Source organism: Symmachiella macrocystis (assembly GCF_007860075.1).
GTDB lineage: Bacteria > Planctomycetota > Planctomycetia > Planctomycetales > Planctomycetaceae > Symmachiella > Symmachiella macrocystis.
In genome coordinates this window covers 875,918-891,232 of record NZ_SJPP01000003.1, presented here as the reverse complement: position 1 = coordinate 891,232, position 15,315 = coordinate 875,918, and the positions used below count along the sequence as shown (strand labels likewise).

Genomic DNA, 15,315 nt, shown 5'->3' with positions numbered 1-15,315 from the left:
TGGGATAAGACTTCCGCGATGAAGACTGTTGTCGAAACGTTTGCGGTGTCTTTTTCATTGGGATCGTCCGACTTCCTGCATCGAAAGGTGCGTCGCGACGCACCCTACATTTAGCGGTTTATCAGTCTGCTTTTAGTTTTCGGCCTTCGTTGCGCCACCAGCGGAATTCGTAACTGCCGTGTTCGGCGCAGGCAGCGATGTCTAGACGGCCATCGCCGTTGATGTCGGCGATGATCACCTGATTCGCACTCCGCCAATTCTCTTTGAGCATGTGCCGCTTCCAGGTTTTCTTCGAGTCGCCAAGATTCTCAAACCAAGCAATGCTGCCGGGATTGCGCCAGGATGTGGCGGCAACGTCGATGTCGCCATCGCCATCTAAATCACCGGCGATGGCTTCAAAGGCATCGTCGAATTCGGCGCCAATCACGTGCTGCTTCCACGGTCCAGGCTCTGCTAGATTGTTCTCGTACCAGAGGATTTTGTTGTCTTCCCGTTTTGTCGAAGCTTTGCCATCATCGCTTTCCGGGCGGTAATAAAACCCCAACGCCATCACCACGTCCATGTCGCCATCGCCATCCATATCTGCCGGATTGCCGTGAGCGGGGCAGGGGGATTGGTCGTCGATCACGTGTTTGGTCCAATGTACCTCGCCGTCCGTTTTCGTGTTTTCATACCAGAGCACCGCGGGGGCTTGTCGCGCGGTGCCGAGCAAGTCCATATCACCGTCGTTGTCGAAATCGGCGGCACGCATTGTGCGGGTTTCGAGGATGTCCTGTTCGATGACCCGTTTTTTCCAGGCTCCCTCCCCGGGCGAGCCGTCGTTTTCGAACCAGGCGAATTGATTTCCCAGCACCCAACTCGACGCCGCTACGTCTAGATCGCCATCGCGGTCGAAATCGGCCAAGGCAACGTCATAGGCTCCCGGCAAATCGGTGGTGATCACATGCCGCGACCACAATGTCCCGTCGGTCGGCTTGCCATTGTTCTCGAACCACAGCAAATCGCCGCGGAGGTTTTTGACAATCACCACATCCAGATCACCGTCGCCGTCAACATCGCCGACCAGATGCCGTTCGAGCCGTTCAGGATCGTCCTTTTGGATAATGTGCCGTTTGAACGCAGCTTGACCGTCGTTCTCGAACAGGTACAGCATGTTGTGCGGCGTATAATCGGCGCTGGTCAAATCGAGGTCGCCGTCACGATCAAAGTCCGCCGCGGCAATGCCGTAAGCGTAGGCGTATTTGTCGGCGATCAGATGTTCGGAAAACTGAATCGATGGCACGGGCTCGTCGGCTCGACAACAATCAAAACCGTTCGGCAAGGCACTGCAAACCAGGAGGAAAAGAATGGCAGCGGGGTGTCGCATGGTGTTGCTCCAGTTGGGGGTAAGTGGGAGGATGCCACCCATACTAGCACGCCCTTGAGCTGGCCGCACTTAGAGCAGTTGTATGACAACGCTTCTTTGGAGAACTTAGCCCGTGACGGCTGTCGAAGCATCGACAAGTTATTGCGAGATTCCGCTTGCTCAATTTTGTTGAGAAACCACAGCAAAGACAGCGCATATTTTCCAAGGGTAATCCATTACACTGCCTGGCATTTCTGCGTCGTTTCCCACTTATTTTGTGCGTTCATTAGGGGATTGACCTCGATTAGCTGAAATCGCTCGCAAGGCCTATTGAAAACGGGTTCTTGCTGCTCATATCCTCGAAGTCGTTCTCAAGGCGAGGGTGTTTTTACGTTGGCGGACACGCTCTATTTTTCGTAATGACGTAGAATGGCCAACTGTTGCAGGGTAAGGAATTCTGGCATGAGTAAAGTAGCCCAGCGCGGGGCGCTCATCGAATTAATTCGCGACCATTTTGGCCAGCCTCAAAAGGGGGCCCAGATTGGCGTTTGCGATGGCAAAACCTCGGAAGCATTGTTGGGGAGTTTCGGCCGGTTAGAGCTGTTGATGATCGACAAATGGAACGATCAAAAAGCTTGCCGACCGGCGATTCATAATACTTCCCGGTTTTCATCGCGGCGACAAATATTCAGTTGCCCCACCAGTCATCCCAAGGCGCTGGAATTAGCGCCCACAGCCGGGTTGGATTTTGTGATTATTGATGCCGATCATTTAAAAAACAGCTATTTCCGCAGCATGCGGGATTGGTTTTATAAGGTCAAACTGGGCGGACTATTTTGCGGGTGCGATTACGGCAAGTCGGACCACCCCGGCGTGATCGATGCAGTGCAGCGTTGGGCCATGCAAATGGGACGCGGCAAGGCAGACAAATTTCATGTCACCAAGTTGGGAAATGTTTGGTGGACGACTCGCGTTGCGGAGTGAAGGACGCATTCACACAGCCAGTGCTTTTTGGCAGTAGCGGCGAAACGAGAACTGGCTGTTGTCCACGGGGGACAGTTCGGCGAATTTCTGGTCGACGAGATTAGCTATCTTGACCAGATCAAAAGCCTTCCATTTTTTGCCGAGTTTTACCAGTTGATCCAGCCCGCTGGGGATTTGTTTGAGCGGGTCAGGCATCAGAGATGATGCGGCTACAGCTGCCGCTGCCGTCGTGCGGAGCTGCGGATCGTTGAACAATTTCAGCCCGCGATGATGCAATACGACGCAACAGATTAAGTCGTCGGGGAAATCCCAGCCATACATGATTTGGCCGGCGGCCAATGCATGATTCCAGCCGAATGATTTTTCCTCAAATGTGACCAATTCGCGCGGCCGCTCCAGTTGTGCTTCCGTAAACCCGTAGTAGCTGGTGAACATGTCATTGGTCAGCGCGGGCAATAAGAAATCTTGCAACATGCCCGCTGAAAAAGCCAAGTCTTGATCGGCACCTAACAACCGCGCGACTTCTCGCGCAAAAATGGCCCGTTCGAGATTGCCTGCCCAGAAGTTGCGAAGATTGATCAGCTTCGACTCGCGGCCCTGCATCGAGCGTTCCATGGCTTTCGCGACTAAATACAACGAGGTTTCACGAAACCCCAGTAGGCCCACGGCTTGCTGCGCTGAGGTCGCTTTTTGGCTGAGGCCCACCGCGGCCGAGTTGATGTGCCGCAGCAGCGCCGCGGTTAAACCCGAGTCGGTTTCGATGATTTTTCCCAACTCAACAGCCGTTACCTGCGGGTCTTCCGCTCGACGATTGAACTTCATCACTGCCAGCGGCAGGATCGGCACCTTTACGCGCGAGGGGATCGACGACTTTTCGGGGTCACCAATGAGTGATTTTCGCATTTCAGTCCAGTCGACCATGGTCAGACCCTTTCAGTAGGGGGGATGAGAGCTGGAGTGGTTCAGAGCCGGTTTTTGGTCGCTAAAACATAGGTCATGTACCCAGCAAAGCGGCCTTTCTGGGAAAAGCTGCCTCAAAAGTGTTTCCCCTCCGAAACGTATTGCATCTTCTAGTGCAATCGTGTGGTTCGTACGGATTTCGATGTTCGTGCGTGCTATTGACGTTTTGCTGATTCAACTCCTTTCGTCGTAGATTGTTGCGAAAACCCGGGTGGTGGAATATGCTATTCAGCCGTCGGTGGTCGTGCTTCGTCGGTTTCATGTTGCGCTCGACGCAAAGCACATTCCGTACAAGTGGACCAGCCGCAAGCCACAGCAGATTCTAGATTTGCCCCATTCCCAACCGAGGACGTTCCTACCGTGTTAGCCGGCCATATTGTTGCTCATCGACAGATCGAACTTATTGATGTTCCCGAACCAGAGCTGAACGGGCCCGGGCCTGACGGGGATCCGCAGATTATTTTCGAGCCGCACTACACCTGTCTGTGCGGATCGGACCTGCCTTTTTTCGATGGCGACTTCAACGGCGAACCGACCGAGTTTCCGCAGCAAGTGGGACATTCGCTGCACGAGATGATCGGCCGGGTTGCCGATACCAATGGCGAGAAATTCCACAAAGGGGAACAGGTGCTCACCGTGCCGGTCTATCAGGTCGGCTTTTTCGAACGCTTTTGTAACAGCGAAAACCGCACGATCCACGTCGACGACCGTCCGCATGTCGAAAACGCCTTGATGGCCCAACCGCTGGGGACGGTGATGTATGCGCTGTCCAAGCTGCCCAGCGTGATGGATCTCGATGTGGTCGTGGTCGGACAAGGCCCCATCGGCCAGTTGTTCAATGCCACCTTGCGTAATCTGGGTGCGCGGGAAATTATCGGCATCGACAAACTTCAATCGCGTCTGGATACCAGTCCCAAGATGGGAGCGACCGCTACGATTTGTAATGCGACCGAAGACCCCGTCTCCGCAGTGCAAAAAATCCTGGGCGGCAAATTGCCCGACCTGGTGATCGAGGCGGTCGGACACAAAGATCAGACGCTGAATCTGTGCATTGACCTCACGCGCAAGTTCGGCACGATTCTGTTCTTTGGTGTCCCTCCCGAACAGATCCACAACGTCAACATGCTCAAAATGTGGCGCAATAACCTGAAGCTCGTAACGAGCGTCGAACCCGGTTTCGAACGCGATTTTCCGCTCGCCATGCGGTGGATCGCCGAAGGCCGCATCGACGTCTCGCCAATTATCACACACCGCTACCCACTGGAGAAAATCCAAGAAGCCTATGAGGTGTTTTTGAATCGCACCGATGGGGCGCTGAAGGTGATGGTTGAATTTCCGGCTGCGGGAGGGCAGTAGGCAGGAAAATTAGTGGCCGGTGGTTAGTGGCCGGTGGCCAGAATTTATGGGGGCGAGATAGGTTGGGATTGGGGGGCTCAGTTTGTTTGCCTGTCGCGGTTGATGTTCCTTCTACCACCCTCAAGCCTGTTCCCTCAGGCCTCACCACCTGTCGCGAAATCTCTATTGTTGCTCAAGCCGGTTTACTCAGCCTGATGTCCTCTTGCAAAGAAGGCTTTAGACTTTGGGCGGGAGTTTGTAGGATTGCTGCAGGGATTTCTGCCGGTCGGGCCAACGGTTGAAATCTCGCGATTGTCCTACAGGTTGTTTTAAAACCCTCTGACTCGTTTCACGGACACTGATCTGAAAGTTTCTTGAACAAGTACAACTTGGTTTTGAAATTGTTTGTATGGACTTACGCTGCAAGCCACTTCCATCAAGGCCTCTCGCATATGAAAATCCATTGCTGTCTACTCGTTGTTTGTCTGTTGGGGGGATTTTCCTCCGCAACGTTTGCTGCTGACGTAGATACGTTGCTGAACGATATTAAATCCGTTGATCAACAGGCTCAGGGGAATCGCCAAGCGCAACAGGCGATTCGAGAACTGCTGAAAAATGATGACGTCTCGCTGACGACCGTCTTGGAGGCCTTTTCGGGGGCCAATCCGCTGGCGGTCAATTGGCTCCGCGGTGCTTTCGAATCGCTCGCCGATCAACGGTTGAAGACGACCAAGACGCTGCCGAAAAAACAATTGGAGGCGTTCGTGCTGGATACCCGTCACGATCCGCGGGCGCGGCGCGTGGCTTATGAGTGGTTAGTCAAAGTCGACGACACGGCAACCAGCCGCATTATTCCCGGTATGCTCAACGACCCCAGTGTCGAATTCCGCCGCGACGCCGTCGCCCGGTTGCTGACACAGGCGGACACGCTCTTTGAGGACGGCAAAAAATCAGAGTCGCAGCCGATCTATGAAATGGCTCTGACTGGTGCGCGGGATGATGATCAGATCAAAAGCATCGTCGACAAACTCCGAGAACTGGGGCAGGAGGTCGACTTGCCCGAACACTTTGGATTATTGCTTTCCTGGAAACTGATCGGACCGTTCGACAATTCCGACGAAGCAGGCTTTGATGTTTCCTATCCTCCGGAAACGAAAATCGATCCCGACGGCAAATACCAGGGCAAGGACTCGACCGAGGTCAGCTGGATCGATTATGCCACCGCCGATGATTACGGCATTGTCGATCTCACCAAAGCGCAATCCGCGCATAAGGGAGCGGTGACCTATGCCTATACCGATTTTGTGAGCGACGAAGACCGGTCGGTCGAATTACGACTCGGCACGCCCAACGCTTGGAAGGTGTGGGTCAATGGCGAATTGGTTTTCGGTCGCGAAGAATACCATCATGGAACACGATTGGACCAATACCAGTTTCCCGCCAAACTGCGCAAAGGCCGCAATGACATTTTGATCAAGGTCTGTCAAAACGAGCAGAAGGAATCGTGGGCACAAAAATGGGAATTTCAGTTGCGGGTTTGCGACCCGGTCGGCACGGCGATCCTCTCCGCCAACCGTCCCCCGCGCGTCGTCCCAGACGAAGCCAAAGACAAGACCGAAAGTGGAGACAACTCATGAAACAGCATCTTGTATTCGTCAGTCTGGCCCTGTTGTCCATCACGCAAATGGGAGCCGACTGGACGCAATTTCGCGGCAGCGACGCCAACGGAATCTCGGCCGAGAAACTGCCCGTAAAATTCGACATCAGCGACGGCACCAACATCGCCTGGACGGTCGATCTGCCGGGTCGGGGACTGTCAGGACCGATTGTCATCGGCGATCGGGTCTATCTGACTGCCAGTTCCGGCTTTCGCCAAGACCGGTTGCATGTGCTGTGCATCAATGCGCAGACCGGCGCCACGATTTGGCATCGGCAGTTTTTGGCGACGGGGCGCACGATGTCGCATCCCAAGATGTGCAACGCCACGCCGCAACCCGCCAGCGATGGCGAGCGGATCTTTGCGTTTTTCTCTTCCAACGATCTGATCTGTTTGGACCTTGACGGCAATCTGCAATGGTTTCGTGGTTTGACGCACGACTTTCCTAATGCGAGTAACAGCCTGGGCATGGCTTCGTCCCCGGTCGTGGTTGGCAATCAAGTGGTTGTGCAAGTCGAAAACGCGAGTGAATCGTTTGCCACGGCGATGGATGTCGAAACGGGAGAGCAAACATGGAAAATCGACCGGCCGGTGGGAAACAACTGGACCTCGCCGACCGTCTTGTCCGGACGCACGCCGGATGAGAAATTCGTCGTGTTGCAATCGGCTGAAAACTTGATCGGCTACGATCCGCAAACCGGCCAAGAAGTTTGGAAGCACGCAGCCGAGTGTGCAACGATTCCTTCGGCAACCGTGGTGGGGGATATGTTGTACGTGCCGTCCCAAGGCTTAACCGCGCTACGGTATATTCCCGACAGCGATGCTCCGGAAGTCGTCTGGCAGGAGCAGCGATTGGGGCCTTCGACGCCAAGTCCCATCGTGTATGACGGCCGCGTTTATACAACAAATCGCGCCGGGGTCCTCCGTGCCGGCGATGCGACCAACGGCGACATGCTATGGCAACTGCGGCTCAAAGGGCCCTTTAGCGGAACACCGGTGATTGCCGACGGCAAGATGTATTTGTTCAGCGAAAAAGGGCTGGCGCAAGTCGTTGATTTAACGGGCAAAAAAGGAGAACTCGTGCACTCGGCGGAATTCGTCGACACGATCCTCTGCACGCCGGCAGCTGCCAAAGGCGCGCTGTATGTCCGCAGCGATGAACATCTGTGGAAAATTACTGAAAAAGAATAACACGCTGAAAGATTAACACGGCGAAGCTGCAACACGGCGCGATCCGTAATCACGCGACTTGCCGTCGTTTGCGCCGCCATCCGTAACCCACCAGCGCCACACCGCCGATACCGAGCAAGGCAAATGTGCTCGGCTCAGGAATGACGGACACCGTGAAGTTGTCAAAGCTGAAACCATTCCCCTGGACCCATTGCAGTTCCACACTCTGACCGATGGCTACGAAGTTATCGGAGGTGAAACTATAGGGATCCACCGCGGGATTGATGGCGACGGGATAGACCGTTGGAAACGCTCCGATCGTCAACCCTGCAATATCTTCAATCGCAGCAGATGGTTCGGGTGTGTAAAGCGAGAGTGTGATCGCATCAAAGAGGACGTGGCGGTTAAACGTAAGAATGACCGCTTCGATTCCATTGATGGCATCGATTGTGTCGGTATCGTCGCCGGTTAACGGCGCATTGATCCCGAATGCAGAGCTGGTGCGATTCAATTCGCCAATATTAGCGCTGACGGTCACCACGAGCCCGTTGGCTCCGAATAAATCGAACGAGGCGGACTCGTCGATGTCTTCAATGCTCGCGTCACGCAGATCAAAGGTTTGTCCGGCCTGAAGTGGGGAGGAAACAGCCAAACCAATGACGACAACAACCCCCAAAATCAACTTCGACATGGTTCGACCTTCTTAGAATAGTGATTTCGCCTCAAACAGCGCACCGAAACGATTGCGAATGAGCTGGAAATTGGCAGAGTTTCCACAGAGCAAACTCTTCAGCATGCGCTCTATCGTGAAGTGTCACAGAACAGACATCAAGAAAAATCCCTCGAATCGGCAAAATTTAACTAAACTAAATAGAGCTTCTCAGCGAACAGTGGTGGCGTGATGCTTTCCGGCGGACTAACCGATTGTCATTAGACAGCCACAGCTGCGCCGACATCACGACTGCAAACTGCGGGACTCGGCCATGCGTTTCAGCGAGGCGCGGTCGATTTTTCCCGTCGCGTTCAACGGCATTTCGTCGAGCACCACGATTTCCTCCGGCGCTTTGTAGCCGACGCGCGCTCGTGAAAAGTGGATCAACTCAGCCACCGTCGGACGCTCGGTTCCGGCCGTGAGAGTGATATAGGCACGGACGTTTTCTCCATGCACGGTGTCATGTATGCCGACGACTCCGGCGCTTTCTACTGCCGGATGTTCAACCAATGAGTCTTCGACTTCCTGCGGGCAGATGTTGGAACCGTCGTGAATAATGATCTGCTTCTGCCGGCCGTCAAACCACAGGTAGTCCTCTTCGTCAACGCGGACCACGTCGCCCGTATCGAGCCAACCGTCAACAATGGTTTCTGCTGTGGCATCGGGGCGGTTCCAGTAGCCGATTGTGTTGGAGCGTGATTGGATCCATAGCCGCCCATCGGTTCCCACCGGCACCTCGCGGCCTTGTTCGTCCCGTATCGATGCGGCAAACCCGGGGGCGAGCCGTCCAATGGAGCCGACTTTATTTTTTCCCGACACCGGATTGATCGTGGCCAAACCGATCTCCGACATCCCGTAGGTTTCGTCGATTTCGATACCGGCCAACTCAACGAATTCTCGTTCCAACTCGGCAGAGACTTTGTCGCCGCCGGCAACACAGAGGCGGAGCGAATGAAAATGTTCGTGGTCCGCGCCGTGGTCGCGAACCAAGGCAAACAGCGCCGCCGGCAGCATGCAGAGCATTGTCGGCCGGGTGCTCGCCAAGAGTACTAAAACCTCTTCCCCAATGATCGCATGCGCAACATCGATGCGGATTCCGGCGGCCAAGCCGGCTAGCGAAAACAGCGAAGCGCCGATATGCGAGATGGACGAAGCGGGTAGGAAAATATCCTCGGGGACGAATTCAAAACCAGTAATGGCGCTGGCGAGCATCCAACCGAAGGTCTCGCGCGTGTGCGTGACCCCTTTGGGTTTGCCGGTGCTCCCTGAGGTAAAGAAGATGAACGCCGGTTCATCAGCTGCCGGGCTAGGGAGGTCCATCGCTGTGGGTTCTGTTTGCAGCAGTTCTTCGAAACTCCGGCGGTCGTCGACGGCATTGTAGGTGATGCGCCCCAACGGCAATTGTCCGGCCAATTGACTGAGTTCCAGATCGGCATCACGTTCTGCATGCGCCAGCAAGATCGAGGCACCGGTCACTTCGAGCGCGTGGTCAATCTCTGGGGCCTGGTAACGATAGTTCAGCGGCGTGGCCACCAGCCCTGCTTTTAAACAAGCCAGATAATAGATCACCAGATCGGTCCGATTGGGCATGAGCGAAGCTGCTCGGTCTCCCGGTTTGAGGCCAAGGGCCAGTAGATTGGCAGCCAACCGTCGACTTGCCGCATCGAGTTCCCGCCACGTCCAACTTCTATCGGATGAAACAATCGCCGCCGCATCGGGATTAGACTCCAGACCGATTTTCAAAATGTCCGCGAGCAGCACGGGTTTTTCTAGCGGAGGGCCGGTGATCGGCATAAGTCGGTCCTTTGTACTATCAACGTTGAAATTTAACGTTCAAAAATCCTTGCGGCCGAATATGCCGACAGGATAGGGAGTGCGGTTGGGGAGGACGCAAATCGGCCATCTCACCGACGATGGTAGCGAAGTCGAATTATACAGAGGGAGCGACTCGATGCGAGTGCGGAATCCGCCGTTGGTACCGAGATCATGCGGGAGAACAAAGTCCGACGTGGTGGCAGCGGTTTATTCACGAATATTCAAATAGGCTGATGTCGCATCCCTTGGGATGAGGCGATACGATTGCCTGCAAGCAGTGGGCAATGCCCTTGATAAGTTTTGAATGGGAGCACGTCTGAGAATGGCCAATTTTAAAGCATTGCGAGAAAAACACCTTGCCGACGTGCGGGGGTTTACCGCCGAGGCGATCGAACGGCTGTCTTGGAGTCGCGACCGGGTCTTAGAAGAACAAACGTTGCGGCTGCGAAAGATTGTGGCCGCAGCGCAGCAGGAATCGCCATTTCACGCGGGGCGCTTGGGCCATTTGGAAGCGAGTACGTTGGAGGTCAGCGACTTGGCAAAGATTCCACCCATGACCAAGGCGGATGTGATGACGCACTGGGACGATGTTGTTACGGACCGGCGGTTGAAACAGGATGATGTGAATGCGCACTTAAAGCGTCTGCTCTCGGGCGAAGAGACAAATGCGTATTACATGGATGAATATTACGCCGCTGCCACTGGCGGTTCGTCCGGCAAACGCGGGTTGTTTCTGTGGGATTGGGAAACATTTGTCGTGACCACCAACATCACAACGCGGATGGAAGCCCAGCAAGATGTGGCCCATCCCCCGGCAGGTCCGAAACGGACGGCAGTTGTCTGTGCTGGGTCCTATGTGCACGCCAGCCGGTTATTGTTTCCCAGCATGGTTGACCCTGAGCGTGATGTGCTTGTGCTTTCCGCCAATACCGCGATGCGCACGATGGTCGAGCGGCTGAATGCGTTTCAACCCGACCGGCTGATTGGGTATTCCTCGATCGTTGAGGAATTGTGCGCCGAAGCTCTTGATGGACGGCTGCAGATCAATTTGCAACGTATTTCCACCAACTCTGAGCCGCTGCCGCAACAGGCTCGCGACATGGCGCTTCAGGTCTGGGGCATAAATATTCACAACCAGTGGGGCTCGGTCGAAATCGGTGTGGCCGGCACTGAGGGGAATTCTTATTCGGGCATGACGATCGCCGAAGACTTTTTGATCTTTGAACCGGTGGACGAGCACGATCAACCGGTGTCCGACGCTGCGCAGGCTGACCGGTTGCTGGTGACCAAATTGTACGGACAGGTGATGCCCATGATCCGTTATGAACTGACCGATACGGTTGTCCTTGACGGTGGCCCCAATCCGGACGCTCCAGGATACCGGCGGATCACCGAAGTCAAAGGCCGGGCAGACAATTGGTTTGTCTATCGCGAGAACACCAAAATACATCCTATGATTTTTCGGAGCATTCTCGGGCAAGAGCCGCATATCAGCGAATACCAAGTCCAGCAAACTCCAGCCGGGGCGCGCGTCCTGGCGATGACACACGGCGAAATTCCTGCCGACGCTCTGAAGACGGCGTTGGTGCGTGCACTCGCCGAGGGAGGGTTGAACAATGCGGAGGTGTCCATCGAAGTTGTTCCCGACCTGCCCCGGCATGCTGAAACCAACAAATTGCGACGGTTCGTTCCGCTGAGTTAGTCCACTCCCTTGGGCTTCACACGGATCCGTGATAGATACGGCTTTGCTTCGGGCCACGTGCGGACTTCGGCGAGTTGCTCGGGCGAGACTTCGATGGAGGTGACGAAATCCATCGATAACTTGCTGGGAAACTTGGCTTCCAGATATCCAAATGGGACCCGTGCTGCTTCCGCTTCCGCCGATAACCCTTTCTCACGGGCCGGAATGAAGAGCGCCCAGAATTTCTCAGCATTCTGTTCGACCAGCATCGCCTCGAAGCGTTGTCGCGCGAGATCGCCCGACTTTGAATTGTCTAAGTTGCGTAGTACCAAAATCGCCTGATAAGCGAGTGCCTTGTGCCAATATTGTTCCGTGACAATATAGTGCGAATAACTCAGTCGATCATCGAATCCCAGACTCAGCGGGTTGGTCCGCGCTGTTGGGAGCGGTTTGCCGCTGGCTAAGAGATCCTGCATTTTTCGTGCGGGCTGATGGCGGATGGAATAGATGAAATGCATCCCGCTAAACGGCGTCGCCCAACCGGTTTCGCGGACGGTATCCTTCATACGGATGATCACATCGCCGTAACGGGGCGAACCGTTGGGCGGCCCGACGCTGGCGAAGACACATTCAAAAGCGCCGAACAATTCGTTTTCCATCGCCGGCGTCGTGTGCTGAAATGGCTCGTCCAGCGTTTTTTCCTCAAGCGTTAGCGAATATAGTCCGCCGTTTTTTAGCACGCTGCGCAGATGCTCAAAATACAAACGATTGACAATCGGAGGCGGCATGTTTTCGATTTTCGCCAGCAGCTTCGCTTCCTGTGGCGAAAGGGGTGCCAGAAATAATTCAAATTCAGCAATCGTGCATTGCGAACTGATATCCATCCACTTTTTGATCGTGTCTTCATCGAGCGGGCGATGGAACGGGGCCGTGGCAATCGCACGGCGGCGGGCAGCGGCGACGGGATATCCGGCCAGCGGTTTCTCTTGGGAAGCGACAACGGTTTTGGGCGTTGCTGTCTGCTGAGCAACAGCGATTCGTTGCCCGTAGGAACAACAAAACAGGGCCAGCAATATGACAAAGCCACGACGATCACACATCACAACCGACTCCTTGGTTTCGATTCTGTTTCGATGTCACGCTGCGGCGCATTATAGGTGTACGATACAGACATTCACAATCGGCGCGCTATGGTGGATTAAGAACTGCCGATGATAACGCCGGCTAAAAAGACGATCAGTCCACCGACGATCACTGTCACGATTGCGGCCCCAAGTGGGGTTTTCATATAGCGATGGCGAATCCAGGCGATGACCAGTAATTCCACAACCACAACCGCGCCGGCCGTGTAGGCAGCGACGGTGAAGGTGGGGATTAAAAACGGCAGCGTGTGACCGATTGCCCCCAGAAAGGTCATACCCCCGCAAACGGCACCGCGTAAGAAGGGATTCCCGCGACCGCTGAGTTTCCCATCGTCCGAAAGCGCCTCGGAAAAAGCCATGCTAATCCCCGCCCCCACAGCGGTCGCCAACCCGACCAGAAAAGCAGTGCGGCTACTTTGTGTCGCCAGCGCAGCGGCAAACAACGGAGCCAGCGACGAGACCGACCCATCCATCAACCCCGCCAATCCAGGTTGAATCACCGAGAGCAGGAAGGACTTCTCATCGTTCCAGGCGGTCTTTGCTTTGACTGTCGTTGGCGATGATGTATCGGGCGGCACAGGGTCTTCGGTCATATGGTTTCGCAAGTTGTAAGTAGAGTTAGGGGCTGCTGTGCGTATCGTAACGTGTTAGGCAGTTACGGTCATTGCGGACTGCAAAGCGTATTCTTCAGATTAAAGAATGCGGGCGAGGTATTCGTCTAGGCTGTCTAACTGCCGACTGCGATAGGCGACGTAGCCGTCGGGGCGGATGAGATACAGGCCGGTTGATTCTCCAATTCCATAGCGTTGACGGAGCGTTTGTTGAGGATCTTCAATAGGAGTAACGTTCGATGGAACTGTGGACTCCCCATTCCAATCGTCAACGAGGTGGACAGCAATCCAATCCCCGTGGTCACGCGCAGCCGCTTCTGCTGCGGTGGTGAGTTCGGTCGAAACAGTACCTTGTGAGGAGGCAGGGGCGAAGAGGAATAAACCGTGCTTGGAGCTGCGCAGTAAGTCGTAGAACTGACAGAGCTGGCCGTCGAGATGAATGGGCGAATCTAAAGCCCGCGCGCCGGGATGCGGGCCGTTTGCAAACCCCTCCTCCGGCTCGAAGCAAATGGAGCTGGAGCGATAGTCGAGGTCGATTTGTTCTTCATGGTTCCGGACCCGCATTTTCTCGCCTTCCGGCACGAACATGTGAGGAACTAGTTTTTCACGGTCCGTGGAGGAAAGTTCGGCAAATAATTCCGCGTTCTGTGTGGCGAGTTTGGTCGTGGCAATCACATCTTCGGCGACCTGTCGCCGTTCGGTCTCATAGGTGTCCAGCCAAGTGGCTGGAGCGACGCCGCGCATGACCAAAGCGAGTTTCCAGGCGAGATTGTGTGCGTCTTGGATGCCGGTGTTCATTCCCAGTCCCCCCAGCAAACTGTGCACGTGCGCCGCATCCCCTGCCAGAAAAGTTCGCCCATGCCGGTAATGCGGAGCGAGTCGGTAATTGATGTGAAAGTGCGTGAGCCAGCGCGGGTCCGACAGGTGAAAGTCATGTTGGCTGCGCTGTGTGACCAACTCTTGCACCTGCTCGCACGTGGGATCCCGGCTGATGTCGGTCTCCTTGGCAACGTTGGCGACAACCATACGGCGTCCCTCGTTGAGAATGAATAGAAACAATTCGCCGTCGTCATGCAGAAAGATATAGACATCCCCCGGTTCTAGGGGACCGTCCATGACCACGTCGGCAAGCAAGTAGGGGTATGGATCCGCATCGCCAGGAAATGTCTCCTCGGTCTGGTGCCGCACCGTGCTATGTGCCCCGTCGCAGCCGATCACCCACGGCGTTTCGACGACCTCTGCACGGCCGTCGTAATGCAGCAAACGCGCACGAACCTTGTCGGCGGATTGTTCGAGCGACGTCAGTTGCGTATTACGCTCAACAAATACGCCAAGGTCGTTGAGGTGTTTTTCGAGAATGGACTCGGTTGTGGATTGTGGGAGACCGAGACTCAACGGAAAGGGGGAATCGACCGGCATTTCCTCGGATCGGCCTCGCGGCTCTCCATTCACGTACAGACTGACTCCGTGCAATGGTTGTGCGCACGCGACGATATCATCCACGATGCCCAGGCTATGCAGGATCTCTAATGAACGCGAATGAAGCACCGTGGCGCGACAATGTGGGTCGATGCCCGGTGATTTGTCGATGATGCGCACCGCCACATCATGCCGTGCCAATTCGGCCGCCATCATCAATCCCGTTGTACGACCTCCGACCACCAGAACTGGTGAATCGGCCGACGTCTTGTTCATCATGAGTGCTCCAGGCCAACACGAAACTAACCACGAAAATAGTGAGAACATCGTCTCACTTTGGTGCAGAGGCCGTCAACCGCGTGGATGGAAGCGATGGATTGAATTTGACAGTCGTCGCGTGGCCATTGCGGAAAAAATTTCACAATTCGCTCCCTCCCCTTTATTGGTGTGCCATATATATGTCACTCGATCGGAGTAGAATTCT

General features: G+C 55.0%; 11 protein-coding genes and 1 pseudogene. 5 read left to right on the top strand and 7 right to left on the bottom strand.

Annotated elements, in window-relative coordinates; translation table 11 throughout:
* Window positions 1–121: 121 nt before the first annotated feature.
* The gene (locus CA54_RS26910) at window positions 122–1,366 is read right to left on the bottom strand and encodes an FG-GAP repeat domain-containing protein (RefSeq protein ID WP_197532866.1); all 1,245 of its coding nucleotides are present in this window, start codon (window positions 1,364–1,366) and stop codon (window positions 122–124) included.
* 441 nt (window positions 1,367–1,807) lie between these two features.
* Here CA54_RS26910 and CA54_RS26905 point away from each other — a divergent pair, with 441 nt between their 5' ends.
* Window positions 1,808–2,329, top strand: a complete 522-nt coding sequence (locus CA54_RS26905) for a class I SAM-dependent methyltransferase (RefSeq protein WP_146374069.1) — start codon at window positions 1,808–1,810, stop codon at window positions 2,327–2,329.
* 9 nt (window positions 2,330–2,338) lie between these two features.
* Here CA54_RS26905 and CA54_RS26900 read toward each other — a convergent pair whose 3' ends face one another.
* Window positions 2,339–3,250 (bottom strand): HDOD domain-containing protein, encoded by a 912-nt coding sequence (locus tag CA54_RS26900; RefSeq protein WP_146374068.1) that lies wholly within the window; start codon window positions 3,248–3,250, stop codon window positions 2,339–2,341.
* 399 nt (window positions 3,251–3,649) lie between these two features.
* Here CA54_RS26900 and CA54_RS26895 point away from each other — a divergent pair, with 399 nt between their 5' ends.
* The 3 genes from CA54_RS26895 (at window position 3,650) to CA54_RS26885 (ending at window position 7,472) form a co-directional block, all read left to right on the top strand.
* Window positions 3,650–4,645 carry a zinc-dependent alcohol dehydrogenase gene (locus CA54_RS26895; RefSeq protein ID WP_231963213.1) on the top strand — a complete coding sequence of 332 codons (996 nt, stop codon included), beginning with the start codon at window positions 3,650–3,652 and terminating at the stop codon, window positions 4,643–4,645.
* Between the two features lie 431 nt (window positions 4,646–5,076).
* Window positions 5,077–6,261 (top strand): hypothetical protein, encoded by a 1,185-nt coding sequence (locus CA54_RS26890; protein WP_146374067.1) that lies wholly within the window; start codon window positions 5,077–5,079, stop codon window positions 6,259–6,261.
* Window positions 6,258–7,472: an outer membrane protein assembly factor BamB family protein gene (locus tag CA54_RS26885; RefSeq protein WP_146374066.1), complete on the top strand. Its 1,215-nt coding sequence runs from the start codon at window positions 6,258–6,260 to the stop codon at window positions 7,470–7,472. Before CA54_RS26890 ends, CA54_RS26885 begins: the two co-directional genes overlap by 4 nt.
* Window positions 7,473–7,521: 49 nt before the next feature.
* Here CA54_RS26885 and CA54_RS26880 read toward each other — a convergent pair whose 3' ends face one another.
* Both CA54_RS26880 and CA54_RS26875 read right to left on the bottom strand, forming a co-directional pair.
* Window positions 7,522–8,142, bottom strand: a complete 621-nt coding sequence (locus CA54_RS26880; RefSeq protein WP_146374065.1) for a PEP-CTERM sorting domain-containing protein — start codon at window positions 8,140–8,142, stop codon at window positions 7,522–7,524.
* A 264-nt stretch (window positions 8,143–8,406) separates the two neighbouring features.
* Window positions 8,407–9,957 carry a class I adenylate-forming enzyme family protein gene (locus CA54_RS26875; RefSeq protein WP_146374064.1) on the bottom strand — a complete coding sequence of 517 codons (1,551 nt, stop codon included), beginning with the start codon at window positions 9,955–9,957 and terminating at the stop codon, window positions 8,407–8,409.
* A gap of 343 nt (window positions 9,958–10,300) precedes the next feature.
* On the opposite strand from CA54_RS26875, the gene CA54_RS26870 reads away from it, so the two are divergent.
* A complete protein-coding gene (locus CA54_RS26870; protein WP_146374063.1) occupies window positions 10,301–11,680 on the top strand; it encodes a phenylacetate--CoA ligase family protein in 1,380 nt (459 codons plus the stop codon).
* On the opposite strand, the gene CA54_RS26865 is transcribed toward CA54_RS26870, so the two are convergent.
* The 3 genes and pseudogenes from CA54_RS26865 to CA54_RS26855 all read right to left on the bottom strand — a co-directional run bounded on the left by CA54_RS26865 (window position 11,677) and on the right by CA54_RS26855 (window position 15,110).
* Window positions 11,677–12,759, bottom strand: a complete 1,083-nt coding sequence (locus CA54_RS26865) for a hypothetical protein (RefSeq protein ID WP_146374062.1) — start codon at window positions 12,757–12,759, stop codon at window positions 11,677–11,679. The genes CA54_RS26870 and CA54_RS26865 overlap by 4 nt on opposite strands.
* A gap of 98 nt (window positions 12,760–12,857) precedes the next feature.
* Window positions 12,858–13,319 (bottom strand): annotated as a pseudogene (locus CA54_RS26860) (iron exporter MbfA); the annotation flags it as partial.
* A gap of 174 nt (window positions 13,320–13,493) precedes the next feature.
* A complete protein-coding gene (locus CA54_RS26855) occupies window positions 13,494–15,110 on the bottom strand; it encodes an FAD-dependent monooxygenase (protein WP_197532864.1) in 1,617 nt (538 codons plus the stop codon).
* Between the last annotated feature and the right edge of the window lie 205 nt (window positions 15,111–15,315).

Bases quoted from the DNA above. Each gene is read 5' to 3' on its own strand.
- CA54_RS26910 (WP_197532866.1), bottom strand. From the start codon at position 1,366: ATGCGACACCCCGCTGCCATTCTTTTCCTCCTGGTTTGCAGTGCCTTG.
- CA54_RS26905 (WP_146374069.1), top strand. From the start codon at position 1,808: ATGAGTAAAGTAGCCCAGCGCGGGGCGCTCATCGAATTAATTCGCGAC.
- CA54_RS26900 (WP_146374068.1), bottom strand. From the start codon at position 3,250: ATGGTCGACTGGACTGAAATGCGAAAATCACTCATTGGTGACCCCGAA.
- CA54_RS26890 (WP_146374067.1), top strand. From the start codon at position 5,077: ATGAAAATCCATTGCTGTCTACTCGTTGTTTGTCTGTTGGGGGGATTT.
- CA54_RS26885 (WP_146374066.1), top strand. From the start codon at position 6,258: ATGAAACAGCATCTTGTATTCGTCAGTCTGGCCCTGTTGTCCATCACG.
- CA54_RS26880 (WP_146374065.1), bottom strand. From the start codon at position 8,142: ATGTCGAAGTTGATTTTGGGGGTTGTTGTCGTCATTGGTTTGGCTGTT.
- CA54_RS26875 (WP_146374064.1), bottom strand. From the start codon at position 9,957: ATGCCGATCACCGGCCCTCCGCTAGAAAAACCCGTGCTGCTCGCGGAC.
- CA54_RS26870 (WP_146374063.1), top strand. From the start codon at position 10,301: ATGGCCAATTTTAAAGCATTGCGAGAAAAACACCTTGCCGACGTGCGG.
- CA54_RS26865 (WP_146374062.1), bottom strand. From the start codon at position 12,759: ATGTGTGATCGTCGTGGCTTTGTCATATTGCTGGCCCTGTTTTGTTGT.
- CA54_RS26855 (WP_197532864.1), bottom strand. From the start codon at position 15,110: ATGATGAACAAGACGTCGGCCGATTCACCAGTTCTGGTGGTCGGAGGT.